A 24,120-nucleotide genomic window follows, 5' to 3' on the forward strand; every position below is an offset into this window, starting at 1 on the left:
CGGGGAGCGCGCCATGGCCATCGCCGACAGACTGGTGCTGCAAAGGCAGCGGCATCTGAAGTGGCGGGCGCTCGACCGGCTCGAGCTGATCCTGATGATGCTGTGCGGCGTGCTGTGCTTCGGCTTCTCGCTCTCGGTCACTGCCGACATCGTCACCCGCACCATCGGTCATCCCTGGCTGTGGCTCCAAGAAGTGACTTCGACGCTGTTCATCTATGCGATCTTCATCGGCGCCGCGGCCGCGACCCGGCGCAACGATCATCTCTATCTCACCGCGATCTCGGAGGCGATGCACGGCAGGTCGCGGCTGGTCATCGAGGTCATCATCCGCTTGGTGGTGCTCGGCGTCGCCTTCTGCCTGGTCTGGTACGGCTATCTGAACTATTTGCGCGGCTTCGGTAGCTTCCGGCTGCCGTCGGGTACGCCGATCGCCTCGCTCTATGTGGTGATCCCGCTGTCCGGCCTCCTGATCGGCCTGTTCACGATCGAGCAGCTCGTCAACGGCATCCGTAACGGCTTCGATCGTCCGGAGCCGGCCGATGACGACCTTGCGATCCCGGCGATCAACACGGGAGCCCAGCCGTGAGCGCACCGGTCGTGCTTGCGCTGATGTCGTTCTGCTTCCTGTTCTTCGGCTATCTCGGCGTGCCGGTGCCGTTCTCGCTGATGGCCGGCGTCTTCGTCGGCGCGCTGCTGTCGGATGTCTCGCTGGCGGCGATCATCCAGAAAATCTTCGACGGCGTCGATTCCGAGGCGCTACTGGCGATCCCGTTTTTCCTGCTGGTCGGCGAGCTCATGAGCTCGGCCAATGTCGTGGTCCGCATCGCCAACCTGTCGGTCTCGCTGGTCGGGCATATCAGGGGCGGGCTGTCGCAGGTCGTGGTCGTCTTCAGCATGTTCTTCTCGGAGATGTCGGGCTCGACCACCGCCGACGTCGCCGTCATGAGCCGGGCGCTCGGCGGGCCGATGAAGCGGGAAGGCTATGAGCCGGCCTTCATCGCCGCGATCATCGCCTCCGCCTCGACCATCGCGGCGCTGGTGCCGCCGAGCATCACGGCGGTGGTCTATGGCGCGGTCGGCAATGTCTCGATCGCCGGCCTGTTCATGGCGGGCGTAGTGCCCGGGCTGATGATCGGCTTCGGGCTGATGATCTATTGCTATTTCTTCGGGCCTTCAGGCCTGCGCAAGCCGCGCGCGCCGCTGCGCCAGGTCGCGTTCGCCGCCGGCGACGCCGCGCTGCCGTTGATGATCCCGGTGATCCTGCTCGGCGGCATCCTGACCGGCTGGTTCACCCCGACCGAGGCCGGCGTGGTCGCGGTCGCCTACATCATCATCGTGGTGATCCCGGCGCTGAACCGCGGACACCTGAAGAAGATCCCATACGATTTCTGCCTGGCCGGCCTGATCTTCTCGCTGCCGCTGATCACGATCGGGGCGGCGAATGCATTCGGCTGGATGCTCGCTTATCTGCGCGGTGCGATCTACATCGCCGACTGGATCACCTCGATCGCCGGCAACGATCCCCACCTCATCATGCTCTTGATGGTGTTGCTGTTCACCGTGGTCGGCGACTTCATCGAGCCGGTCCCGACCATCATCATCTTCATGCCGCTGGTCAACGCGCTGACCCAGGCCGGCGATATCAACGGCGTGCATATGGGCGTGGTGCTGATCGCGACGCTTGCCTTCGGCCTGATCACGCCGCCTTACGGGTTGGTGCTGTTGATGGCCTCGAAATTCGTCGGCGTCAGCTTCGCCAAAGCGCTGCGGGCGGCGTTGCCGATCTACGTCGTGTTCCTGATCACGATCTGCTTCACGATCTATTTTCCGAAGGTCGTGCTGTGGCTACCCAAGCAGGTGATCCCGGAATCTGTCGGCTGCTTCAAGGCGCCGGGCGGCACCGGCTACATCTGCCCGAACTAGCCGATCTGCTCCAGCTTCCAGCCATTGCCGTTCCGCGCGTAGCGGAATGGCGTCTCGTGGTGGTTCTCGAAGAAGCCGCCGCACAACACCTCGGCCATCGCCTGCATCACGCCGTCATGGCAGACGAACAAGATGTCGGCGCGCGGATGCCGCTGCTGCCATGCCGCCACGCAACGTAGCGCGCGCTCGGACACCGCGGGCCACGGCTCGCCATCGGCAGGGAGGATCGTGGTGATGTCCTCCATCGCGGTGATGCCATGCTGTTGCATGGCCTCGCGGATCGATTGGCCCTCGAGGCTGCCGAAATCGCACTCGATGATGCCGGCATCGATGCTGATGTCCTTGGACAGCGTCGCCGCCACCACCTCCGCGGTCTGGACGGCGCGGCGCAGCGGGCTTGCAACGATCGCTGCAACCGCGACGCCGGCCAATCGGCGCGCCGCGGCATGTGCCTCGGCGATGCCGTCCGCGTTCAGGGCATTGTCGGTCAGGCCCTGAAAGCGACCCTGCCGATTCCAGTCGGTGGTCCCGTGCCGCAGGCACAGGAACGAGCGCGAAGGAAATGCCACGCGGTCACTTCGACTTGCTGGTGAACTTCTTCACGGCGACGCGGAAATCGTCGGTATGCATGGTCGTGATGATCTTGTGTTCCTCGGCATCGAGCTGCTGCTTGGTCGGCGTGGTGGCCGCCTGATAGACCAGTGATTTGGTCGCCGCGATCGCGGCGGGCGGATTTTTCGCCAGCCGCTCGGCGAGTTGCCTTGTGGCCGCCTTCAGCTCGGTCGCGGGGACGGCCTTGACCACCAGCCCCCATTCATAGGCCTGCTGCGCGGTGAAGCCGTCCTCGGCAAGGAAAATCTGCAACGCGCGACGGGTGCCGACCGTGCCCACGATGCCGACCGTGCTGCCGCCATCCGGCGAGACGCCGATCTTGGCATAAGCAGGCGTGAAGCGGGCATCGTCCGCGGCGATACACAGGTCGGTCACGAAGGCGAGGCCCATGCCGGCGCCGGCCGCCGACCCATGCACGCTGGACAGCACGATCTTGGGCATCCGCCGCACCGTCTCGATGAAGGCGTGGTAGTGATGCAGCATCTCGCCGACCACGGGGGCGATGTTGTTGGCTTCGGCGGCGGCGCCGATGGTCTGCAGATCGCCGCCGGCGCAGAAGGCGCGGCCTTCGCCCTCGATCACCAGCACGCGGACATCCTTGTTGGCTTCGATCTCGGCGCTGAGCTGCTCGAGCTTCCTGGCGATCGTCAGATCGATCGCATTGAACGCGGCCGGCCGGTTCAGCGTGATGGTCGCGACGGCGCCGTCGATACGGAGCAAGGCGGGGTCGTTGGGGGAGGCGGGATCTGGCATTTTGAGGACCTTGGGCTTGTTGGTTCCGGGCATTTAAGGCCTTGGCGGGAGCCGTGGCAATCCGGCGCGCCGCCATAGGCGGTTGTGGGGTACCCAGATTTGCCGGGGACCCCTTGCGTCCGCGCGAGCCATGAGGCCAAATGGCCCGCGCCTTCGGTACGCAGACACGAGCGCTGTGGGGACGGGGCAAGCAAGCTAACATCGACAAGAGGAAACAGCATGGGTCACTCCTGCTCGCGCGAATTTGGGTTGTTCCGATGACAGGCTCGGTCATCATCGTCGGCGCCGGACATGCCGGCTTCCAGCTCGCGGCGTCGCTGCGCCAGGCCGGCTTCGCTGAGCGCATCGCCCTGCTCAATGACGAAGGCCATTTGCCGTATCAGCGGCCGCCGCTGTCGAAGGCCTATCTGAAAGGCACCGGCGGGCCCGAGACCCTGATGTTCCGGCCCGAGAAATTCTACCACGACAACAAGATCGAGCTGATCACCGACCGGGCGCACGCGATCGACCGCAATGCGCGGAAAGTGGTGCTCGCCTCCGGCGCGTCGCTCGACTACGGCCATCTGGTGTTCGCGACCGGTGCGCGCAACCGGCTGCTCGATATTCCCAACGCCAGGCTGGACGCGGTGCGCTATCTGCGCATCCTCGACGAGAGCCAGGCGCTGCGCGAATTGATCGCACCCGGCATGCGGGTCGTGGTGATCGGCGCGGGCTTCATCGGGCTCGAATTCGCCGCCACAGCGCGAGCGAAAGGCCTCGAGGTCGATGTGGTCGAGCTCGCTTCCCGCGTGATGGCGCGCGCGGTTACCGCGGAGATTTCCGAGTTCTCGCAGGCGCGTCACGCCGCGGCCGGCATCCGGATTCAGCTCGGCGTGCAGGTCACGGCGATCGAGGCCGATGGCGCCAGGGTCACCGGCGTCAGCCTGAGCAACGGCACGCATATCCCGGCCGATCTCGTCGTGGTCGGCGTCGGCGTGCTGCCGAATGTCGAGCTGGCCGCAGAGGCCGGCCTTCCGGTCGCATCCGGCATCATCGTCGACGAGCATCTCTTGACCGCCGATCCCAACGTCTCCGCAATCGGCGATTGCGCGCTCTACACCAGCAAGCGGTTCGGCGGATCGCTGCGGCTGGAATCGGTGCAGAACGCGACCGACCACGCGCGCTGTGTCGCGGCGCGGCTGACCGGCAAGACCGAGGTCTATGACGGTCTGCCGTGGTTCTGGAGCGACCAGGGCCCGGACAAGCTGCAAATGGCAGGTCTCACCACCGGCTACGACCGCGTCGTCGTGCGCGGCGACCGCGCCCAGGGGGCATTCTCGGCGTTCTGCTATCGCGGCGACAGGCTGCTCGGCATCGAGTCGGTGAATCGCGCCGGCGATCACATGTTCGGGCGCAGGCTGCTTGGTGCCGACGGCTCGATCACGCCGGAGCAGGCCGCGGATGCGAGCTTTGATTTGAAGAGCGCGCTGACGTAAACGCAAACAAGCGTCGTCCCGGCGCAGGCCGGGACCCATACGCCGCGGCGGACGTTGTGCAAACGACTCGTCGTTCCAGCGTCCCTCAACAATGACCATTCGTGATTATGGGTCCCGGCCTGCGCCGGGACGAGTCGTGGAAAGAACGGCGTTCACCTCATCCGCCGTCGGCATCGACGGCGCAGCCCCCATCCGTTGCACGCAGATCGAGGCGGCGGCGTTGGCGTAGGCCAGGGCGTCGCCTAGCGGCTTGCCGACAGCGAGTTGTGAGGCGAGGGCGCCGACGAAGCAATCGCCGGCGCCTGTGGTGTCGACGGCCTTGACCTCGCGCCCCGGCACCAGCAGCGGCTGGTGGCCCTTGACCAGCACCAGAACGCCGCGCTTGCCGAGCGTGACGCAGACGATCTTGCCTGGCCCCATGGTTCGCGCCGCTTCGGCAAAGCGGGAGGCGGTATCGTGGTCGCTGAGCTCCGTTCCAGCGAGGAGGCCGAGCTCGGTCTCGTTGAGGATCAGGATATCGACCAGATCCAGCAGCGTCTTGTCGGCCTGTTTCGCCGGCGCCGGATTGAGGATCGTGGTGACGCCGGCCGCGCGGGCACGTCTGAAGAACGCGGCGATGGTCGGCAGCGGAATCTCGAACTGGCTGACCGCGACGTCGCCCTTCGCAAGCGCGGGGGCCACGACGTCGTCGGCATCGACCAGTCCGTTGGCGCCCGGCACCACGACGATCGTGTTGTCGGCATGGGCAAGCGTGATGATCGCCGTGCCGGAATGCGCGCCGTCCGTATCCTTGACGAAGGCGAGATCGACGCCTTGCGCGGCAAGGAATGCTCGCAGCTCCCTGCCGAATGCGTCGGTGCCGAGCCGGCCGATCAGCGTGGTCGGAATGCCGAGCTTGGCCGAGGCGACCGCCTGGTTGGCGCCCTTGCCGCCAGGAAAATACAGCACGGCCTGGCCGGCCACGGTTTCGCCGACCCGCGGATGGCGCTCCGCGGTCGCCACCACGTCCATGTTGATGCTGCCGGCGACGAAGACGCGGCCCATGGCTAGCTCCACTCAGGCGTCGGCACGAAACTCCTGCTTGACCGCCGCGATATCGGCGAGCGTCGGCAGGCCGGCCTCGTTGCCGAGCTTCTGGATCTTGAAGGTCGACGCCGCGCGCGCGAACTTGAAGTGCTCATGCCAGCCCTTGCTCGGATTTGCGAGGTAAGAATAGATGTAGGCGCCGTGGAAGACATCGCCCGCGCCGTTGGTGTCGATCACCCGCTCGCGCGGGATCGGGAATGCCGGCAAGGTTCGCACCGCGCCGGCCTCGTCGTACCAGAGCAGGCCACGCTCGCCCATGGTGACGCCGCCGACCTTGCAGCCGCGGCTCTTGAGATAGTCGAGCATCTGCTCTGGCGTCTTGTCCATCTGCTCGCACAGCCGCTCGGCGACGATCGCAATGTCGATGAAGGCGAGCAACTCGTGGGTGTTGGTGCGCAGGCCGCCGCCGTCGAGCGAGGTCAGGATGCCGGCCTCGCGGCACAGCTTCGCGTAATGGATCGCAGCGTCCGGCTGGTGGCCGTCGATGTGCAGCGCGCGGCAGCCATCGATGTTCAGCAGCGGAAACGGATGGATGTGCTGGTCGTCGCGGCAGCGCACGATGGCACGCTTGCCGTCATGGGGCATGATGAAGGACAGCGAGGAGGAGTTGACCTTGCGCGGATGGAACGAGATGCCGTACCTGTCGGCCATGTCCCAGAACATCCGCCCCAGCCAGTCATTGGCCATGGTGGCGATCAGGTCCGGCTCGATGCCGAGCTTGGCGCAGCAGAACGCCGCGGTCACCGCGTTGCCGCCGAACGACACGGCATAGGCGTCCGCGACGTGCTTTTCGTCGCCGACCGGCATGTGATCCGTGATGAAGGTGACGTCGATATAGGTCTGTCCGATGAAGAGAGCCTGCATTCGCTTTCCGTCGTCGCTTGGTGTGGTCCCGGCCGGTGACCAGACTAGCACTGCTGGTCGGCCGACATCGCTGAAAATATTCGCAACCTTGCCTGGTTTGCGGGTACAGATGGGGCGGGCGAGCAGATCGAGGACCGTTCTGGCATTCGGCATAACGGCCGCCCGCAGCCCGTGGTTCCGGGATGCGCAAGGGAGGAGCACAATGACGGCAGATTCGGGGAGGCCGCAACCATGATTACAGGTCTCGATCATGTCGTCGTCCTGACCAGCGACATCGCGGCCGCCAGCGCCGCCTACGAGACGCTGTTCGCGCGGGCGCCGGCCTGGCGCAATAGCGGCGACGGCGCGAACCGCGTGCTGTTCACGCTCGACAACACCACGCTGGAATTGATGGCGCCGCGCGGCGACGAGGACGCCGCGCAACGCGTCCGCGGCGCGCTCGCCACCCAGGGAGAAGGGCTTGCGAGCCTCTGCTTCCGCACCAGCGACGTCGCCAGGACGCATCGCAGGCTCGAGCGGCTGACGCTGAAGCCCGAGCCGGTCGCCGAGGTCGAGAGCCGCGACGAGGCGAGCGGCGCCACGCTGTCGTGGAAGCGCACGCGCGCCGCGACCGAGGCGACGCGCGGCGTGCGCATGTTCTTCCTGGAGCGGGATCAGGAGCGGCCGCTGTCGGTGCGCACCACGCCGGCCTCGATCACCGCGATGGATCATGTGGTGGTCTCGACCGCCGACCCGGAACGGGCCGCGGCACTCTATGGCGCGCGGCTCGGGCTCGACATGGCACTCGACCGCTCGCATCCCGACTGGGGACGGCTGATGTTCTTCCGCTGCGGCGATCTCGTCGTCGAGGTCACGCACCGGCCGAGCAAGGGGAATGACAAGGCGGAGGCCGACGCCCCGGACCGGCTGCGCGGCATCTGCTGGCGCGTCGCCGACATCGATGCCACGCATGCGCGGCTGGTTGCCGCCGGCGTCGACGTCTCGGAGATTCGTACCGGCCGCAAGCCCGGCACGCGCGTGATAACGGTGCGCAACGGCACGTGCGGTGTGCCGACGCTCCTGGTGCAGCCCTCTCAGGGGAAGCCAGACTAGGCGGCGCTTCGGCTGCGCGTCTTCCGGGCAGCGTGCGTGGGATCTCGTCATTCCGGGTGCGCCTCTTGGCGCGAGCCCGGAATCCATTCATCCAACGTACGTTCGGTTCGATGGATTCCGGGTTCTCGCTTCACGAGCCTCGGAATGACGAAGGGACACCGCGAGAAATATCCCCGCGCCACCATCGCGACAACATTCGTTCTCAAACGTCGCGCGTCATGCTAGGTTGATTGATCCAGCATCACCGGGCAATCGATTTGGCCAAGGCAAAGCGAATACAGAGATGGCAGCGCGACCCGGAAGGGATGCGGCTGCGGATTCTCGAGGCGGCCAAGCAGGAATTCGCCGCCCATGGCCTTGCGGGCGCGCGGGTCGATCGCATTGCGGCCAATGCCGGCGCCAACAAGCGCATGCTGTACTACCATGTCGGCAACAAGGAGGATCTCTATCTCGAGGTGCTGGAAGGAGCCTATGAGAAGATTCGCGCCGAGGAGCGCACGCTCGATCTCGAGCATCTCGATCCTCCTGAAGCGATCGGGCGTCTGATCGACTTCACCTGGAACTATTTTCTGCGCAATCCCGAGTTCCTGGCATTGCTGAACACGGAAAACCTCGCCAAGGCAAAGCACCTGAAGCGCTCGACCAAGGTCAAGTCGATGCACTCGCCCTTTGTCGAGATGATTCGAACGGTGGTGACGCGCGGCGTCGAGAGCGGCGATTTCCGCGTCACGGTCGATCCGGTGCAGCTCTATATCTCGATCGCGGGGCTTGCGTTCTTCTATCTTTCCAACAGCGCCACCTTGAGCGTGATCTTCGGCCGCGACCTACTCAAGAAGGACGCCCGCGACGAGCGTCTCGATCACATGATCGCGCTGGTGCTGGCGGCGCTGACCGGCAAGTCCACCGCCGCGTTCGGCGCGATGCCGGTGCGGCACGCCGCGGAACACCGCGTGGTGTGACGGCTCGCGGTATCGTCCGCGGCCCGTATTCACAAAATCTCGTCTGACGAAAGTAGGGGATTCCAGCGCGATTTCGTCGCGTGCCGGGGGCTGGACAGTAATTATCCAACGGGTTAATTTCTGACCGAACGAGAGAGACTGCAAGGGAGTGGGGACGTGGCGGAGGCAAAGAGCCCTTCGGGCCTGTCGAAGGTGCTGAACGCGGCGTGGCTGCGCCCGTTCCTGTTCCTGGTGGTCATCGTGGCCGCCTGGGACCTCTCGATCCGCCTGTTCCACATCCCGGCCTATCAGATCCCGTCGCCCGGCGACGTCGTCGCGGTGCTGTGGAGCGACTGGCCGGAGCTGCTGCGACAGTCCTGGCCGACCACCTACGCGACGCTTTGCGGTTTCCTGCTGTCGGCGCTGTTCGGCATTCCCGTTGCCATGCTGATCGCGGGCTCGAAGACGGTCGAAAGCTACGTCTATCCGCTGCTGGTGTTCTCCCAATCGGTGCCGAAGATCGCGATCGCGCCGTTGTTCGTGGTGTGGTTCGGCTTCGGCATCATTCCCAAGGTGATCTCGGCGTTCCTGCTCGGCTTCTTCCCCGTCGTGGTCTCGGCGGTGCAGGGCTTCAAGTCGGTCGATCCCGACATGGTCGATCTGGCGCGCGCGATGCAGGGCAGCCGCTCCAAGGTGTTCTGCGCGGTCAACCTGCCGCACGCGATGCCCGCGATCTTCTCCGGCCTGAAGGTCTCGGTGACGCTCGCGGTGGTCGGTGCCGTGGTCGGCGAGTTCGTCGGCTCCAATTCCGGCATCGGCTATGTGATGCAGCGTTCGATCGGCACCTTCGACCTGCCGACGATGTTCGCCGCGCTGGTGATCCTGGCGCTGCTCGGCGTCATCCTGTTCTGGATCGTCGACCGCATCGAGCGGCTGGTGATCCCCTGGCACGTCAGCCAGCGCGACGACATCAGCTTCGCTTCCTAGCGCTGCAACCGAACAAGCGGTCCACACAAGGGCCGGATCATCGAGGGAGAACAACCATGAAGCGTTTGATTGCGGTCGTGGGCGCCGCATTGGTCTGGAGCGCGCTGGCAGTGGCACCGGCATCCGCGGCCGACAAGGTCGTGCTGATGCTGAACTGGTACGTCTATGGCGAGCACGCGCCGTTCTATTACGGCAAGGCCAAGGGCATCTACGCCGCCGAGGGTATCGACCTCGAGATCCAGGAAGGCCGCGGCTCGGCCGCGACCACACAGGCGGTGGCCGCCAAGACCGCGGATTTCGGCTATGTCGACGTGCCCACGATGATGCGCGCGGTGGTGAAGGGCGCGCCCGTAATCGCCACCGGTGTGCTGTTGCAGACCAGTCCGATGTCGGCCATGGGCTTCGTCGACAAGAACATCAGGAAGCCGGAGGACATCAAGGGCAAGACGGTCGCGATCACGCCGGCGGATTCGATGACGCAGATCTGGCCGCTGTTCCTGAAGAAGACCGGCCTGAAGGAAAGCGACTTCCATACCGTCGCCGGCGACGGCCAGACCAAGCTCAACGCCGTCATCAACGGCCAGGCCGATCTGCTGCTTGGCTATGTCATGGACCAGTCGATGAAGATCAAGGACGCCACCGGCAAGGACGTCTATCCGATCAAGTTCGCCGACTACGGCATCAACATGGTATCGTCGGGCATCATCGCGAACTCGGATTATGTGAAGGCCAACGCAGATTTGGTCCGCCGCTTCATGTCGGCGACGACCAAGGCGGTGGAGGCCGCGGAGAAGGACCCGAAAGCGGCGGCGCAGTCGATCCTCGACGCCAATCCGAAGGGCGGCAAGATCGACACGCTGACCCAGGGCTTCGAATTGACGATCCCGCTCTATCGCACGCCGGAGACTAAGGACAAGCGGCCGTTCCAGGTCACCGACCAGAACATGACCGAGTCGGTCGATCTGATGGTCGAATATGGCGGCCTCGACGCCAAGGCGAAGGCCAATCCGAAGGCGTTCTACACCAACGACTATCTGCCGAAGGGTAATTCGTAAGCCATGAAATCGGCGATCAGGAGTGCTGCCGAGCAGCCCGCCGCGCATCTGCGCCTGGTGTCGGACCGCGCGACCGGCACCGCCCGGGCATCAGGCTGTCGGGCGTGTCGAAGACCTACCGGTCGCGTGACGGCGATGTGCCGTCGCTGCGGCCGCTCGACTTCACCATCAACGACGGCGAATTCTTCGTCGTGGTCGGGCCGTCCGGCTGCGGCAAGTCCACACTGCTGAAAATGATCTCGGGCCTGCTGCCGCCGACATCAGGCGAGGTGCTGGTCGACGGCGAGCCGGTGACGAAGCCGCACGGCAATGTCGGCATCGTGTTCCAGAACGCCTTGCTGCTGCCGTGGCGCAACATCCTCTCCAACGTGATGCTGCCGATCGACATGAAGCGGCTCGCCCGCGACAAATATCTCGATCGCGCCAAGGCGTTGTTGAAACTGGTGGGGCTCGAAGGTTTCGAGAAGAAGCTGCCCTGGCAGCTCTCCGGCGGCATGCAGCAGCGCGCCTCGATTTGCCGGGCACTGGTGCACGATCCCAAGATCATGTTGATGGACGAGCCGTTCGGCGCGCTCGACGCCATGACGCGGGAGCGGATGAATGTCGAGCTGATGCGGATCCAGCGCGAGACCGGCAAGACCGTTCTGTTGATCACGCACTCGATTCCCGAAGCCGTGTTCCTCGCCGACCGCGTGCTCGTGATGACCGAGCGTCCCGGCGCGATCGCTGCGATCTATGACGTGCCGATGCTGCGGCCGCGCTCGCTCGAGACGATGTCCGATCCCGTCTTCACCGAACTGGTGCAGCGCATCCGCAAGCATTTCTTCACCCAGGGATCGCTGGACTGAACCGAGCCGACGATGCCGCTTCACCTCAGAGTCAAAGATATTGCCTACTTCGAACGGCCGCTGCCCTTCGCCCGGCCGTTCCGTTTCGGCGCCGTGACGGTCAACGCCGCGAGGCAGGTCTTTGTGCGGGTCGAGATCGAGGTGGAAGGCAAGGGCCGCGCCACCGGCGCCAGCGCCGAGATGCTGGCGCCGAAATGGTTCGACAAGCGGCCGCATCTGACGCCGGACCAGACGGTTGACGACCTGCGCCGCTCGCTTGCCATCGCACGCGAGCTCTATCTGGCGAGCCGGGATTTTGATACCGCGTTCGGCCTGCACGCTGCTTGCATCGGTACCCAAGTCGAGGCTTGCGCGAAACTGGACATTCCTCCGCTTGCCGCGATTTTCGGCCCGGCTGAGATCGACAAGGCCATTCTCGACGCGCTGCTGCGCTGTGTCGGTACCAACTTCTTCGATGGCATGGCGGCAAACATTGCAGGTATCGACGCGAGGTTATCTCCCGACCTGCGGGACGATGATGTCGCGAAGGTCCTCGTTCTGGCCAACGAATACCGCAACCATCGGATTCCGATCCGTCATACCGTCGGCCTCGATGACAAGATCGATGGCGAGGGCGGCGTCGCCGACACCAGGGAAAACGGCGGCGCGCGCTGGTTCAAGCTCAAGCTCAACGGCGATGTAGCGCACGATGCGGCGCGACTGATCCGCATCGGCAAACAGCTCGCTTCGCTGCCATATGAGTACCACGTCACGCTGGATGCGAACGAACAGTATGCCGACATCGCCGGGCTCAACGCACTCGTCGATCGTCTCGAGCGCGACCCTGCGCTGGATCCGATCGTGGCGAAATTGCATTATATCGAGCAACCGATGCCGCGCGACGTGACCTGGCAGTCGCCGCTCGGCGCGCTTGGCCGCCGTGATTTCATCATCGACGAAGCCGACGATAGCTACGATGCACTGCTGGCTGCGAGGGCCCTTGGCTATAGCGGCATCTCGTCGAAGTCCTGCAAGGGGCTCTACAAGTCGATCATCAACATGACGCGCATCGCGAAGTGGAATGATGACGGTGCGGAATGCGTCATCTGCTGCGAAGACCTCACCTGTCAGGCCGGCTTGGCCGTGCAGCAGGACCTCGCGCTCGGTGCATTGATTCTGATCGGCGTCACCCATGCCGAGCGCAACGGACACCACTATGTCGACGGCTTTGCCGATACCCCGTCAGACGAGGCCGACGCCTTCCTCGCCGCGCATCCCGACCTCTACATGCGCGCCGGCGGCAAGGTCCGCCTCGCGATCCATGACGGCGATCTGCTGACCGGATCGATCGCCGCCGCCTCGGGCTTCGCCAGTTCGGTCCATCCGGACTGGTCCACCATGCAGCCGCTCAAGCGGCCAACACCACGCGTTTCGCAGGAGCAGACAGGATGACGACCAAACGCCTCGGCCTGATCATGAACGGAATCACAGGCCGGATGGGACTCAACCAGCATCTGATCCGCTCGATCGTCGCGATCCGCGAGCAGGGCGGCGTGCTGTTGTCGAACGGCGACCGCATCATGCCGGATCCGATCCTGGTCGGCCGCGATGCCGAGAAGGTCGCCGGCCTCGCCAAGCGCTACAACATCGAGCGGCACACCACCGATCTCGATCGCGCGCTGGCCGACAAGGACGACACCGTGTTCTTCGATGCCGCGACGACGCAGGCGCGGCCCTCGCTGCTGACTAAGGCGATCAATGCCGGCAAGCATGTCTATTGCGAGAAGCCGATCGCGACCAATCTGGAAGAAGCCGTGGCGGTCGTGAAGCTCGCCAATGCCAAGGGTCTCAAGCACGGCACGGTGCAGGACAAACTGTTCCTGCCCGGCCTGAAGAAGCTCGCCTTCCTGCGCGACTCCGGCTTCTTCGGCCGCATGCTCTCGGTGCGCGGCGAGTTCGGCTACTGGGTGTTCGAGGGCGGCTGGCAGGAAGCGCAGCGGCCGTCATGGAACTACCGCGCCGAGGACGGCGGCGGCATCATTCTGGATATGGTCTGCCACTGGCGCTACGTGCTCGACAATCTGTTCGGCGAGGTCGAGAGCGTGGTCTGCATCGGCAACACCGACATCCCCGAGCGTTATGACGAGAAGGGCAAGAAATACCAGGCGACCGCCGACGATTCCGCCTACGCCACCTTCAGGCTGAAGGGTGGCGTGATCGCTCATATCAACATGAGCTGGGTGACGCGGGTCTACCGCGACGACCTCGTCACCTTCCAGGTCGACGGCACCCATGGCTCGGCCGTTGCGGGCCTGACCGACTGCATGATCCAGGCGCGCCAGGCGACGCCGCGGCCGGTGTGGAATCCCGACGAGAAGCGCATGCACGATTTCTATGCCGACTGGCAGAAGCTCCCGGAGAACGTCGTCTACGACAACGGCTTCAAGGAGCAGTGGGAGATGTTCATCCGCCATGTCTGCGAGGATGCGCCGTATAAATACACCCTGCTCGAAGGCGCCAAGGGCGTGCAGCTTGCCGAATGCGCGCTGAAGAGCTGGAAGGAGCGGCGCTGGATCGACGTCGCCCCGATCGTCGTCTGAGAAGGACCGATGTCATGAACAAGCCAGTCCTGCCGATGTCGTCCCTGTCCTTGAAGCTGCCGACCGCCGATGGCGCTCTCGAGACTTATCGCCTGGCGGCGTCGCGGACCTTTCCGGCGAAGCTCGACGGCTCGCTGAACCGTGTCGCGTTCTCGGCCGCGCATGTGGTCGCCGATCCCCGCGCCGACGTCGATCCCTGGCTGACGGCCGCGATCGATTGGGACAGGACGATCGCGTTCCGCGAGCACATCTGGGACCTCGGCCTCGGCGTCGCCGAGGCGATGGACACCGCGCAGCGCGGCATGGGGCTGGACTGGGCGACGTCGTTGGAACTGATCCAACGCTCGGTGAAGGCGGCGAAAGCCAGGGACAATGCGCTGGTGTTCTCCGGTGCCGGCACCGATCATCTGGCGGTGGAAGACGCAAGGTCGATCGACGGCGTCATTCGTGCCTATGAGCAGCAGGTCGCGGCCGTGGAGAAGGCCGGCGGCCGCATCATCCTGATGGCCTCGCGCGCGCTGGCCAATCTCGGCAAGACCGCGGACGACTATGCGAAGGTCTATGACCGGGTGCTGTCGCAGGTCCGCGAGCCCGTGATCATCCACTGGCTCGGCGACATGTTTGATCCGGCGCTGTCGGGCTATTGGGGCACGGCCGATCTCGACAAGGCGATGGATACGGCGGTTGCGATCATCAACGCCAACGCCGCCAAGGTCGATGGTGTCAAGGTTTCGCTGCTCGACAAGCAGCGCGAGATCGACATGCGGCGGCGGCTCGACCCGCGGGTCAAGATGTATACCGGCGACGATTTCAACTACGCCGAACTGATCGCCGGCGACGACCAGGGATTTTCGCACGCGCTGCTCGGCATATTCGATGCGATCGCGCCCGCGGCCTCCTATGCGCTGTCGCGGCTGGCGGCGGGCGACGAGGCCGGATTCCATGATGTGCTCGGCCCGACGGTGCCGCTGTCGCGCCACATCTTCAAGGCACCGACCAGGTTCTACAAGACCGGCATCGTGCTCATGGCCTATCTCAACGGCCACCAGGATCATTTCACGATGGTCGGCGGACAGGAGAGCACGCGCTCGACCCTGCATCTCGGCGAACTGTTCCGGCTCGCCGACCAGGCGGGACTGCTCGCCAATCCGGAAGCCGCGACGCGCCGGATGACGACGATCCTGGCGACGCGTGGCATCGAAGCCTGATGCGCGACTTCTCCAATGATCACCGTTGGCTGTCGCTGAATACGGCGACCGTCCGCAAGCAGGGTGATCTCACAGCCATCATCGAGGCCTGCGCCCGTCACGGCATCCGCGCCATCGATCCCTGGCGCGACCAGGTCGCGGCCGTCGGCCTCGACCGTGCCGTGCGCGCGGTCAAGGACGCCGGGCTCGATCTCTCCGGCTATTGCCGCGGCGGCATGTTCACGGCCGACGACGCACATCGTGGCGAGGCGCGCGACGACAACCGCCGCGCCGTCGACGAGGCCGTTGCGCTCGGTGCCTCCTGCATTGTGCTTGTGGTCGGCGGCCTGCCGCACTATTCCCGGCCGGGCAGCACACCCTCGAAGGACATCGCCGCTGCGCGCAATCAGGTGCATGACGGCATCGCCGAGATGCTCGACTACGCGAAGCAGGCAAAATTGCCGCTCGCGATCGAGCCGCTGCATCCGGCCTACGCCGCCGACCGCGCCTGCGTGAACACCACGAAGCACGCGCTCGACATCTGCGACGCGCTCGATCCCGGCCGCACCGGCGCGATCGGCGTTGCGCTCGACGTCTATCACATCTGGTGGGACCCGGAGCTGATGGGCCAGATCGCGCGCGCCGGCAAGGATCGCCTGCTCGCGTTCCATGTCTGCGACTGGCTGGTGCCGACCAAGGACATCCTCAACGACCGCGGCATGATGGGTGACGGCGTCATCGATATCAGATCGGTGCGCGCGATGGTCGAGGCACAGGGCTTCGCCGGCTATTCGGAGATCGAGATCTTCTCGAATGACTGGTGGAGCAGGCCGCTGGATGAGGTGCTCGGGATCTGCATCGCGCGGCATCGGACGGTGGTCTGACCGGATGGCCAGTTCGGTGGACAAGGCGAAGTCTGCCCGCTATTCGGGATGTTGTGGGTGTGAACGGCGCTCGGGCCGTTGAAATCCGCGGTCCGGACCTTCGGAGCACGACATGCGCTTGAGCCATTGCCATAATTTCCATGACTTCCGCGAACTGGCAAGGCGGCGGCTTCCGGGGCCGATCTTCGACTATATTGACGGCGGGGCGGACGACGAGGCGACGTTGCGCCAGAACACCGCGAGCTTCGAGCGCTGCGATCTGGTGCCGAATATCCTGCGCGGCGTCGCGAACGTCGATCTCTCGGTCACCGTGATGGGCCAGAAGCTGGCGACGCCGTTCTATTGTTCGCCGACCGCGTTGCAGCGCCTGTTTCACCATGATGGCGAACGGGCCGTTGCTGCGGCCGCGGCGAAGTATGGCACGATGTTTGGCGTGTCCTCGCTCGGTACCGTGAGCCTGGAGGAATTGCGCAAGGCGTATGATACGCCGCAGGTCTATCAGTTCTATTTTCACCGCGACCGCGGCCTGAATACGGCGATGATGCAGCGCGCCAAGCAAGCTGGCGTCAATGTGATGATGTTGACGGTCGATAGCATCACCGGCGGTAACCGCGAGCGCGACCTGCGCACCGGGTTTTCGATTCCGTTCCGGCTCACGCTCGGCGGCATGCTGCAATTCGCGATCAAGCCGGTTTGGGCCGTCAACTATGTCACCCATGAGAGCTTCAAGCTGCCGCAGCTCGACGAGCATGTCGATATGAGCGGCGGCGCCATGTCGATCGGGCGCTATTTCACGGAGATGCTCGACCCCGCCATGACATGGGACGACGTCGCCAAAATGGTCCGGGAGTGGAACGGCCAGTTCTGCCTGAAGGGCGTCATGTCGGTCGATGATGCCAAGCGCGCCGTCGAGATCGGCTGCACCGGCATCATCCTGTCCAACCATGGCGGCCGGCAGCTCGACGGGTCGCGGGCCGCATTCGATCAGCTCGCCGAGATCGTCGATGCCGTGGGCGACCGGATCGACGTGATGATGGACGGCGGCATCAAGCGCGGCAGCCACGTGCTGAAAGCACTGTCGCTCGGTGCCAAGGCCGTCGGCCTCGGACGCTTTTATCTCTACCCGCTGGCATCGGCCGGCCAGGCCGGGGTCGAGCGGGCGCTTGGTCTGTTGCAGACGGAGCTGGTGCGCGATATGCGGCTGATGGGGTGTTCATCGATCAGCCAGCTCTCCCGCGCGAACTTGCGGTTCAGATAGCCGCCTCGCGTCACGACAGGTCCTGCGTCAGCGCCGCGGCGATCTGCTCCAGTGCCCAATCGACCTGATCCTGCGTGATCACCAGCGGCGGAGCGATCCGGATGGTGTGGTCGTGGGTGTCCTTGGCGAGGATGCCGTGCTCCCGCAGCACCTCGCAATGGCGGCGCGCGGGACCAGCCTCGGGGTGAAGCTCGACCGCGAGCATCAGCCCGCGGCCACGCACCTCGCGAACCATGTTGGCACGGATGCTGCGCAAGCCGTCGAGGAAGCGGCCGCCTTGCACGGCCGCGTTCTCGATCATGCCTTCGTCGACCAGCACGCGCAGCGCCGCGCGCGCGACCGCGCAGGCGAGCGGATTGCCGCCGAAGGTCGAGCCGTGCTGGCCGGGCTTCAGCGTGCCCAGCACCTCGGTGTTGGAGAGCACCGCCGAGACCGGATAGAAGCCGCCGGACAGCGCCTTGCCGAGCAGCGTGACGTCGGCCTCGATGCCCTCGTGCTGCTCCGCCAGCAACTTGCCGGTGCGGCCGAGCCCGGTCTGGATCTCGTCGAGCACCAGCATGATGTTGTTGCGCGTGCAGAGCGCGCGGACCTCGGCGAAATAGCCCGCGGGCGGAATGATGACGCCGGCCTCGCCCTGGATCGGCTCGACCAGGAAGGCAACCGTGTTCGGCGTGATCGCTGCCTCCAGTGCCCTGGCGTCGCCGAACGGGATGATCCTGAAGCCCGGCGCGAACGGCCCGAAATGCGCGCGGCTCGCTGGATCAGTGCTGAAGCCGACGATCGCAAGCGTGCGGCCATGGAAATTGTCGGCGCAGACGATGATTTCGGCTTCGCCGTCGGATACGCCCTTGACCTCGTAGCCCCATTTGCGCACCGCCTTGATCGCGCTCTCCACTGCCTCCGCGCCGCTGTTCATCGGCAGCACCTTGTGGGAGCCGGTCAGATCGGCGAGTTCTTCGTAGAACAAGGCGAGCTGGTCGTTGTGGAAGGCCCGCGAGGTCAGCGTCAGCCGGCCTGCCTGTTCCATCATGGCGGCGAGGATCTTTGGATGGCAGTGGCCCTGATTGACCGCCGAATAAGCCGACAGGCAATCGAGGTAACGCCTGCCGTCGGTATCCCAAACCCAGACGCCTTCGCCGCGCGTCAGCACGACGCCGAGCGGCGCGTAGTTCTGGGCGCCAAACCGCGCTTCCCTTGCGATGAGATCGGTGACTGGCGGACGCATGTTTCGCCACTCCGGCAGCGCGACGCCAAGGAGGCGTCGTCCGGCTTGCATGATAGCTGATTTAGGGATCGCGCGACGCGGCTTAAAGATCGGCTGGGCACCAAATTCGGTTGGGCCTGCCGGTGCCGGCGTAGGTCAATCCTGATTGCGGTGCGCGATCTCGAGCGTGACGAGCCGCGCCAGCAGCGTCGCGGGATAGAGCTGGCCGAAGATCGCTTCGACATTGCACAGGCTGCGCGCGATCGGATGCAGTGGCGCGACATCGCCATAGCCCGTGGTGGTCATCGTCGCGAAGGAGAAATAGATCAACTGGCTTGCCAGCGTCGGGCTGTCTTCGACCTTCATGCCGGAAAACGCGGTCGGAACCAGCGTGCCGATGAAGGTGTAGAGGGCGGAGAAGATCACCGCGACCGTGAGATAGAGCAGGACCGCGCCGATCACCCGGTGGTAGGTGACGCGGCCCGGCGCGAAGATCGCGCGCGCGACCGTCACCGCCATCGTGATGCCGACCAGCAACCAGGAACCGGCGAACAGGTTGAGGTCGAGGATCGACGGCGAGCGCAGCCGGAGGATCGCGCCGGTCACGATCATCGATAGCGCAACCAGCATGGTGACGACGGCGATCGCGCTGCCCGACATCACGAACACGCCGCCGACCAGGAAGATCGCGAGCAGCAGCTCGAACACCTGGAATTCGAACAGCCCCAGCGCCTGTAGCGGCGCTACCACGAACATCATGACGAGCAGCAGCACGGTCAGCACCGTCAGCAGCGAATCGCCCCAGCGCTCGCGCAATTGCTCTGTCGTCATCGGATCACGCGTCGCGCCGGCACGGCACGCTGAGGAAGCCGCGGAAGCGAACCCGGCCGCCGCGCACGGGTTCGCCGTCGAGCACATAGTTCGGGAGGCGCTTCAGGAAACGCGAGATCGCGATGGCGCCTTCGAGACGCGCCAGCGCCATGCCGGCGCATTGATGCGCGCCGGTGCCGAAGGCGAGGTGGCGGTTCGGCGTGCGTGCGACGTTGAAGCCTTCGGGATCGGAGAATTGCGCGGGATCGCGGTTGGCGGCGCCGATGCACAGCGTGACCAGCGTACCAGCCGGCATCTTGATGCCGCCGAGCTCGGTCTCTTCCACGATCATCCGGTTGCCGAGCTGGTTCGAGCTTTCGTAGCGCAGCATCTCCTCGACCGCGGCCTTGATCAGATCGGGCTGCGCGATCAGCCGCTGCTTCTCCTGAGGGTACTGGGTGAGCGTCACCAGACCGTTGCCGATCAGGTTGGTCGTGGTCTCGTGGCCGGCATTGAGCAGGAAGATGCAGTTGTGCAGCAGTTCCTTCGAGGTCAGCCGCTCGCCATTGTCCTCGCCATTACCTTCTCCTCGGATCAATCGGGTCAGCACGTCGCGCTCGGGATTGCCCGGCCTGGCGCGGCGGCGTTCCACCAGGGTTTCGAGATAAGCAAGGAAATCCTTCACTGCGGCGTTGCCGCGATCGAACGCCTCCTCGCTGATGACGGGCTCCAGCGCGCCCAGGATCGCCAGCGACCAGTCGCGCAGCGGCTCGCGCTCGTCGTGCGGCACGTCGAGCAGATTGCCGATCACCTCGACCGGAATGGCCGAGGCGAAGTCGCCGATCAGCTCGAAGCGGTCTCGGGTCTCGATCCGGTCGAGCAGGCTGTCGACCAGCGCGATCAGGTCCGGCTCCATGCCGGCGATCGCGCGCGGCGACAAGGCGCCCATGATCAATCGACGCACGCGGGTATGCGCCGGCGGGTCGTTGAAGACGAGGCTCGTGGTGTGGTGCTCGTAGAGCAGCGAGGCGCCGTATTTCGGCAAGAACTCCTTCTTCTTGTCGGAGGAGAACGTCTTGGTGTTCTTGTAGGCGGCGATGAGATCGTCGTAGCGGGTGAGAAAATAGCAGCCGTTCGGCAACCGCTTGACCGGCGCGTGTTCGCGCAGCGCGCGATAGGTCGGGTAGGGGTCGGCGTAGAAGTCCGGCGTCAGCTTCTCCAGGTCGAAACCATCAGCCAGCTCGCGCGCGTGCCCATCCATGGCGACTCCAACCCAATTAGTTTCATTTGCAACTATCGTAAGCGGCGGGCGGCCGCCGCGCAACACATTATGGAAGTATCGGGAGCGGCGCGACGCCCTCGGCGTGGTGCGAATATATCGCAGAGCCATATGCGGTTTTGCGCTTTGATGAAGCGCGTGCGTCCCACTACAGTCGCGGCCAATCAACAGAGAGCCGGAAACGCCAATGCATGCCCGTGCCGAGACCGCGGCCTCCTGGCCGGAGGAGATCTTCTCGATATTGCAGCGCTTCGAGGTGCGTCAGGTGCCTTACGTGCCGGATGCCGGGCATTCGGAGCTGATCGAGCGGGTGCTGGGTTCATCCTCGATGCGCGGCATTGCGTTGACCACCGAGGAGGAAGGCGTGGCGCTGCTCGCAGGCGCCTGGGCGGGCGGCCAGCGCGGCGTGCTGCTGATGCAATCGAGCGGGGTCGGCAATTGCATCAACATGCTCTCGCTGGTGCAGATCTTCCGTCTGCCGTTTCTCACTTTGGTGACGATGCGCGGCGAATGGGGCGAGTTCAATCCCTGGCAGGTGCCGATGGGATCGAACACGCAAGGCATCCTCGAACTGGCGGGGATCAAGGTGCTGCGCGCTTCGCGTCCTGATGAAGTGCGCGAAGTCGTCGAAGCCGGTGCGGCGCAGGCCTACAACGCCTGCACGCCGACCGCCGTCCTGCTGTCGCAGCGTCTGATCGGGGCCAAGGTCTTCACCAAATGAGCAAAGCCAATCTCCTCGACCGCCGCGCCGTGGTTTCCGAACTGCTGAGGGATCGCAAGGGCGCCTTCGCCGTCGGCGGCCTCGGCGCCTCGACCTATGACATCGCCGCCGCCGGCGACCACGACCGCAATTTCTACCTCTGGGGCGGCATGGGCGGCGCCGTGATGATCGGGCTTGGCCTCGCGTTGGCGCAGCCGACGCTGCCGGTCGTCGTGATCACCGGCGACGGCGAGATGCTGATGGGGATGGGGAGCCTCGCGACCGTCGCGCTGCAGCAACCCAAAAACCTCTCGATCATCGTGCTGGACAACGAGGCCTATGGCGAGACCGGCGGCCAGGCCAGCCATACCGGTGGAACCGCCGATCTCGTAGGTGTTGCAAAGGCGTGCGGAATCGGAGATAGCCGGGCAACCAGCACGATGGCCGAGGTCGAGGCTTTTGCCTCGTCTTTACAGAATGTTACGGCGGGACCTCGGTTCGCCAGCGTGAAGATTGACGGGGCCAATCTGGAACGGGTGCTGTCCAGCCGCGACGGCACCTACATCGTCAACCGCATCAGAGGGTCGATCGGACACACTCCGATATAAAACGACTTCTGCGGTGCAATAGAACCTTGACTTTTGGTAAAGTGAGTGATTACTCACGACCCCAAATGTCTACCTTACGCATGACAAGTGACTTGCGGCGTCAGCTGATCCTGAGCGCTGCAAAGCGATGCTTCGCCCGCAGCGGCTTCGCCGGCACCACGACCAAGAGCGTGGCGGCCGCGGCTGCCATTTCGGAAGGGTTGCTGTTCAAGCATTTCCCGTCGAAAGCTGCGCTGTACGCTGAAATCCTTGCCGAGGAGTGCGAAGCGGATCCCGATTTCGCGCATCTGCTCGGCCAGGAGCCCTCGACCGCGACGCTGATCGAGCTGGTGCAGGGCATGGTCGGCCACTTCATGCAGCTGCGGGACGCGCCGGACCAGGAAGAGGCGCAACGGATGCGACTGATGGTGACGAGCCATCTCGACGACGGCGAATTTGCGCGCCTGCTCTACGACAAGATCGGCAAGCTGATCGGCCCGACCTTCTCCGCATCGCTCGAACGGGCGATCGCGGCCGGCGAGGCGACGCGGATCGGCGACGAGCCGATCAACCTGTTCTGGTTTGCGCACCATACCGTGCTTATGGGCGCGCTGACGCAGCTGCCTGCGACACCATGTCTCCCCTACGGCGATGCCGCCGCGGCCGAGCGGCAGCTTTGCCAATTCATCCTTCGCGGCATCGGACTTACCGAAGCCGCAATCTCAACTCATTTGGGCCGCGAGCCGTCGCCGAGCGCAGGACCGTCGGTAACTGCAGAAAGTGCATGACATGAATATTCAGACCGAAAGCCACATCTCGGGGCAACCGATCAAGGACAAGCAGGCCAAGCGCCCGGTTCGCCTGGTGCGCTGGTTCATCATCGTCGGCCTCTTGCTGGCCCTGCTGGTCGGCGCGCTGGTTGGCTTCAACGCCTTCCGCAGCCACATGATCGCGCAGTTCTTCGCCAACAACAAGCCGCCGCCGTCGAACGTCACGGCCGCGGAGGCGAAGTCCGAGGTGATTCCGAACCTGCTGACAGCGGTCGGCGATCTCGTCGCGGTGCACCAGGTCAATGTCACGACCGACGTGCCGGGCCGCATCACCCAGATCATGTTCACCGCCGGCAGCCATGTGAAGGCGGGCACGCCGCTGGTGCAGTTGTTCGACGCGCCGGAGCAGGGCGACCTCGCGAGCTTCAAGGCGCAGGCCATCGTGGGTGAGCAGCAGCTCGACCGCGCCAAGCAACTGGCGTCGCGCCAGTTCGGGCCGCAGTCGACCGTCGACACGGCGCAGGCGACCTACGACCAGGCCAAGGCGGGCATCGCCAAGACCGAGGCGCTGATCTCCCAGAAGCTGGTGCGCGCACCGTTCGAAGGCGATCTCGGCGTTCGTCAGGTCGAAGTCGGCCAGTATCTGACGGCCGGCACCCAGATCGTGTCGCTGACCGATCTGTCGGTGCTGTACGCCAACATGACCGTGACGGAAAAGCAGAGCTCGCAGATCAAGGTCGGCCAGGCCGTGCGGATCATGGTGGATGCCTATCCGGGCCGCACCTTCGATGGCAAGATCACGACCATCGAGCCGCAGATCGCGACCGACACCCGCAACATCCGGGTCCAGGCCACGATCCAGAATCCGGACAGCATCCTCAAGCCCGGCATGTTCGCGACCGCCACGATCGTGCTGCCCGAGAAGCCGCCGGTCGTGACCATTCCCGAGACCGCGGTCGACTACACGCTGTATGGCGACTCCGTGTTCCTGATCACCGAGAAGAAGGGTGACGACGGCAAGTCGACGCTGACCGCGGAGCGCACCTTCGTGAAGACCGGCAACCGCATCGAGGGGCGTGTCGAGATCCTCAAGGGCCTGAAGCCCGGGGACCGGGTCGTCGCCGTCGGCCAGATCAAGCTGCAGTCGGGCATGGCAGTCGCGATCTCGGCCGATCCGGCGCCGCCGGTGCCGGCCGAGCCGCCGCGCTACTAAGGCATGATCCGGAAGC

Annotated in this window: 23 protein-coding genes and 1 pseudogene; 17 read left to right on the plus strand and 7 right to left on the minus strand. The window is 64.9% G+C overall.

Annotated features, from left to right (window positions below):
• The first annotated feature begins 13 nt into the window (after nucleotides 1-13).
• Together CWS35_RS17390 and CWS35_RS17395 are read left to right on the plus strand one after the other, a co-directional pair.
• On the plus strand, nucleotides 14-586 hold the full coding sequence (locus tag CWS35_RS17390) for a TRAP transporter small permease (RefSeq protein WP_100952698.1): 573 nt from the start codon (nucleotides 14-16) through the stop codon (nucleotides 584-586).
• Nucleotides 583-1,923, plus strand: coding sequence for a TRAP transporter large permease (locus CWS35_RS17395; protein WP_100952700.1), 1,341 nt, complete (start codon nucleotides 583-585; stop codon nucleotides 1,921-1,923). Before CWS35_RS17390 ends, CWS35_RS17395 begins: the two co-directional genes overlap by 4 nt.
• Here the strand turns inward: CWS35_RS17395 and CWS35_RS17400 are convergent.
• Together CWS35_RS17400 and CWS35_RS17405 are read right to left on the minus strand one after the other, a co-directional pair.
• Nucleotides 1,920-2,492 carry a histidine phosphatase family protein gene (locus CWS35_RS17400; protein ID WP_100952702.1) on the minus strand — a complete coding sequence of 191 codons (573 nt, stop codon included), beginning with the start codon at nucleotides 2,490-2,492 and terminating at the stop codon, nucleotides 1,920-1,922. The two genes, CWS35_RS17395 and CWS35_RS17400, sit on opposite strands and share 4 nt — an antisense overlap.
• 4 nt (nucleotides 2,493-2,496) lie before the next feature.
• Nucleotides 2,497-3,288, minus strand: a complete 792-nt coding sequence (locus tag CWS35_RS17405; RefSeq protein WP_100956447.1) for an enoyl-CoA hydratase/isomerase family protein — start codon at nucleotides 3,286-3,288, stop codon at nucleotides 2,497-2,499.
• Nucleotides 3,289-3,545: 257 nt separating this feature from the next.
• On the opposite strand from CWS35_RS17405, the gene CWS35_RS17410 reads away from it, so the two are divergent.
• Nucleotides 3,546-4,763, plus strand: a complete 1,218-nt coding sequence (locus tag CWS35_RS17410) for an NAD(P)/FAD-dependent oxidoreductase (RefSeq protein ID WP_100952704.1) — start codon at nucleotides 3,546-3,548, stop codon at nucleotides 4,761-4,763.
• 105 nt (nucleotides 4,764-4,868) lie between these two features.
• Here the strand turns inward: CWS35_RS17410 and rbsK are convergent, their stop codons facing one another.
• Both rbsK and CWS35_RS17420 read right to left on the minus strand, forming a co-directional pair.
• Nucleotides 4,869-5,807 carry a ribokinase gene (rbsK, locus tag CWS35_RS17415; protein WP_100952706.1) on the minus strand — a complete coding sequence of 313 codons (939 nt, stop codon included), beginning with the start codon at nucleotides 5,805-5,807 and terminating at the stop codon, nucleotides 4,869-4,871.
• 12 nt (nucleotides 5,808-5,819) lie between these two features.
• Nucleotides 5,820-6,713 carry a sugar kinase gene (locus CWS35_RS17420; RefSeq protein ID WP_024579283.1) on the minus strand — a complete coding sequence of 298 codons (894 nt, stop codon included), beginning with the start codon at nucleotides 6,711-6,713 and terminating at the stop codon, nucleotides 5,820-5,822.
• A gap of 231 nt (nucleotides 6,714-6,944) precedes the next feature.
• Here CWS35_RS17420 and CWS35_RS17425 point away from each other — a divergent pair, with 231 nt between their 5' ends.
• The 10 genes and pseudogenes from CWS35_RS17425 (at nucleotide 6,945) to CWS35_RS17470 (ending at nucleotide 17,541) form a co-directional block, all read left to right on the plus strand.
• A complete protein-coding gene (locus CWS35_RS17425) occupies nucleotides 6,945-7,805 on the plus strand; it encodes a VOC family protein (protein WP_100952708.1) in 861 nt (286 codons plus the stop codon).
• 305 nt (nucleotides 7,806-8,110) lie between these two features.
• Nucleotides 8,111-8,764, plus strand: coding sequence for a TetR/AcrR family transcriptional regulator (locus tag CWS35_RS17430; protein ID WP_100952710.1), 654 nt, complete (start codon nucleotides 8,111-8,113; stop codon nucleotides 8,762-8,764).
• A gap of 156 nt (nucleotides 8,765-8,920) precedes the next feature.
• Nucleotides 8,921-9,730, plus strand: a complete 810-nt coding sequence (locus tag CWS35_RS17435) for an ABC transporter permease (RefSeq protein WP_100952712.1) — start codon at nucleotides 8,921-8,923, stop codon at nucleotides 9,728-9,730.
• Between the two features lie 56 nt (nucleotides 9,731-9,786).
• Complete coding sequence (locus tag CWS35_RS17440) at nucleotides 9,787-10,785, plus strand: ABC transporter substrate-binding protein (protein ID WP_100952714.1); 999 nt, start codon at nucleotides 9,787-9,789, stop codon at nucleotides 10,783-10,785.
• Between the two features lie 3 nt (nucleotides 10,786-10,788).
• Nucleotides 10,789-11,633, plus strand: a pseudogene (locus CWS35_RS17445) (ABC transporter ATP-binding protein).
• A gap of 12 nt (nucleotides 11,634-11,645) precedes the next feature.
• Nucleotides 11,646-13,064 carry a hypothetical protein gene (locus CWS35_RS17450; protein ID WP_100952716.1) on the plus strand — a complete coding sequence of 473 codons (1,419 nt, stop codon included), beginning with the start codon at nucleotides 11,646-11,648 and terminating at the stop codon, nucleotides 13,062-13,064.
• Complete coding sequence (locus CWS35_RS17455) at nucleotides 13,061-14,212, plus strand: Gfo/Idh/MocA family protein (RefSeq protein WP_100952718.1); 1,152 nt, start codon at nucleotides 13,061-13,063, stop codon at nucleotides 14,210-14,212. Before CWS35_RS17450 ends, CWS35_RS17455 begins: the two co-directional genes overlap by 4 nt.
• Nucleotides 14,213-14,226: 14 nt before the next feature.
• Nucleotides 14,227-15,420, plus strand: a complete 1,194-nt coding sequence (locus tag CWS35_RS17460; RefSeq protein WP_100952720.1) for a dihydrodipicolinate synthase family protein — start codon at nucleotides 14,227-14,229, stop codon at nucleotides 15,418-15,420.
• Nucleotides 15,420-16,283 carry a sugar phosphate isomerase/epimerase gene (locus tag CWS35_RS17465; RefSeq protein WP_100952722.1) on the plus strand — a complete coding sequence of 288 codons (864 nt, stop codon included), beginning with the start codon at nucleotides 15,420-15,422 and terminating at the stop codon, nucleotides 16,281-16,283. Before CWS35_RS17460 ends, CWS35_RS17465 begins: the two co-directional genes overlap by 1 nt.
• Nucleotides 16,284-16,395: 112 nt before the next feature.
• Nucleotides 16,396-17,541: an alpha-hydroxy acid oxidase gene (locus CWS35_RS17470; protein WP_100952724.1), complete on the plus strand. Its 1,146-nt coding sequence runs from the start codon at nucleotides 16,396-16,398 to the stop codon at nucleotides 17,539-17,541.
• A 10-nt stretch (nucleotides 17,542-17,551) separates the two neighbouring features.
• On the opposite strand, the gene rocD is transcribed toward CWS35_RS17470, so the two are convergent.
• The 3 genes from rocD to CWS35_RS17485 form a co-directional block, all read right to left on the minus strand.
• Nucleotides 17,552-18,766, minus strand: a complete 1,215-nt coding sequence (rocD, locus tag CWS35_RS17475; protein WP_100956449.1) for an ornithine--oxo-acid transaminase — start codon at nucleotides 18,764-18,766, stop codon at nucleotides 17,552-17,554.
• Nucleotides 18,767-18,901: 135 nt separating this feature from the next.
• On the minus strand, nucleotides 18,902-19,576 hold the full coding sequence (locus tag CWS35_RS17480; protein WP_024579295.1) for a potassium channel family protein: 675 nt from the start codon (nucleotides 19,574-19,576) through the stop codon (nucleotides 18,902-18,904).
• A 4-nt stretch (nucleotides 19,577-19,580) separates the two neighbouring features.
• Entirely contained in the window at nucleotides 19,581-20,816 is a 1,236-nt protein-coding gene (locus CWS35_RS17485; protein WP_100952726.1) for a cytochrome P450, read from the minus strand.
• Nucleotides 20,817-21,021: 205 nt separating this feature from the next.
• On the opposite strand from CWS35_RS17485, the gene CWS35_RS17490 reads away from it, so the two are divergent.
• The 4 genes from CWS35_RS17490 (at nucleotide 21,022) to CWS35_RS17505 (ending at nucleotide 24,104) form a co-directional block, all read left to right on the plus strand.
• Nucleotides 21,022-21,555, plus strand: a complete 534-nt coding sequence (locus CWS35_RS17490) for a thiamine pyrophosphate-binding protein (protein ID WP_024579297.1) — start codon at nucleotides 21,022-21,024, stop codon at nucleotides 21,553-21,555.
• Nucleotides 21,552-22,142, plus strand: a complete 591-nt coding sequence (locus CWS35_RS17495) for a thiamine pyrophosphate-dependent enzyme (protein WP_100952728.1) — start codon at nucleotides 21,552-21,554, stop codon at nucleotides 22,140-22,142. The genes CWS35_RS17490 and CWS35_RS17495 overlap by 4 nt, the downstream gene beginning before the upstream one ends.
• Before the next feature lie 65 nt (nucleotides 22,143-22,207).
• Complete coding sequence (locus tag CWS35_RS17500) at nucleotides 22,208-22,909, plus strand: TetR/AcrR family transcriptional regulator (protein ID WP_024579299.1); 702 nt, start codon at nucleotides 22,208-22,210, stop codon at nucleotides 22,907-22,909.
• A gap of 1 nt (nucleotide 22,910) precedes the next feature.
• A complete protein-coding gene (locus CWS35_RS17505; RefSeq protein WP_024579300.1) occupies nucleotides 22,911-24,104 on the plus strand; it encodes an efflux RND transporter periplasmic adaptor subunit in 1,194 nt (397 codons plus the stop codon).
• Nucleotides 24,105-24,120: the final 16 nt, after the last annotated feature.

This window comes from Bradyrhizobium sp. SK17, from assembly GCF_002831585.1.
In the GTDB taxonomy this organism is placed as follows: Bacteria; Pseudomonadota; Alphaproteobacteria; order Rhizobiales; family Xanthobacteraceae; genus Bradyrhizobium.

Bases quoted from the DNA above. Each gene is read 5' to 3' on its own strand.
- CWS35_RS17390 (WP_100952698.1), top strand. From the start codon at position 14: ATGGCCATCGCCGACAGACTGGTGCTGCAAAGGCAGCGGCATCTGAAG.
- CWS35_RS17405 (WP_100956447.1), bottom strand. From the start codon at position 3,288: ATGCCAGATCCCGCCTCCCCCAACGACCCCGCCTTGCTCCGTATCGAC.
- CWS35_RS17410 (WP_100952704.1), top strand. From the start codon at position 3,546: ATGACAGGCTCGGTCATCATCGTCGGCGCCGGACATGCCGGCTTCCAG.
- rbsK (WP_100952706.1), bottom strand. From the start codon at position 5,807: ATGGGCCGCGTCTTCGTCGCCGGCAGCATCAACATGGACGTGGTGGCG.
- CWS35_RS17420 (WP_024579283.1), bottom strand. From the start codon at position 6,713: ATGCAGGCTCTCTTCATCGGACAGACCTATATCGACGTCACCTTCATC.
- CWS35_RS17425 (WP_100952708.1), top strand. From the start codon at position 6,945: ATGATTACAGGTCTCGATCATGTCGTCGTCCTGACCAGCGACATCGCG.
- CWS35_RS17430 (WP_100952710.1), top strand. From the start codon at position 8,111: ATGCGGCTGCGGATTCTCGAGGCGGCCAAGCAGGAATTCGCCGCCCAT.
- CWS35_RS17440 (WP_100952714.1), top strand. From the start codon at position 9,787: ATGAAGCGTTTGATTGCGGTCGTGGGCGCCGCATTGGTCTGGAGCGCG.
- CWS35_RS17450 (WP_100952716.1), top strand. From the start codon at position 11,646: ATGCCGCTTCACCTCAGAGTCAAAGATATTGCCTACTTCGAACGGCCG.
- CWS35_RS17455 (WP_100952718.1), top strand. From the start codon at position 13,061: ATGACGACCAAACGCCTCGGCCTGATCATGAACGGAATCACAGGCCGG.
- CWS35_RS17460 (WP_100952720.1), top strand. From the start codon at position 14,227: ATGAACAAGCCAGTCCTGCCGATGTCGTCCCTGTCCTTGAAGCTGCCG.
- CWS35_RS17465 (WP_100952722.1), top strand. From the start codon at position 15,420: ATGCGCGACTTCTCCAATGATCACCGTTGGCTGTCGCTGAATACGGCG.
- CWS35_RS17470 (WP_100952724.1), top strand. From the start codon at position 16,396: ATGCGCTTGAGCCATTGCCATAATTTCCATGACTTCCGCGAACTGGCA.
- rocD (WP_100956449.1), bottom strand. From the start codon at position 18,766: ATGCGTCCGCCAGTCACCGATCTCATCGCAAGGGAAGCGCGGTTTGGC.
- CWS35_RS17480 (WP_024579295.1), bottom strand. From the start codon at position 19,576: ATGACGACAGAGCAATTGCGCGAGCGCTGGGGCGATTCGCTGCTGACG.
- CWS35_RS17485 (WP_100952726.1), bottom strand. From the start codon at position 20,816: ATGGATGGGCACGCGCGCGAGCTGGCTGATGGTTTCGACCTGGAGAAG.
- CWS35_RS17490 (WP_024579297.1), top strand. From the start codon at position 21,022: ATGCATGCCCGTGCCGAGACCGCGGCCTCCTGGCCGGAGGAGATCTTC.
- CWS35_RS17495 (WP_100952728.1), top strand. From the start codon at position 21,552: ATGAGCAAAGCCAATCTCCTCGACCGCCGCGCCGTGGTTTCCGAACTG.
- CWS35_RS17500 (WP_024579299.1), top strand. From the start codon at position 22,208: ATGTCTACCTTACGCATGACAAGTGACTTGCGGCGTCAGCTGATCCTG.
- CWS35_RS17505 (WP_024579300.1), top strand. From the start codon at position 22,911: ATGAATATTCAGACCGAAAGCCACATCTCGGGGCAACCGATCAAGGAC.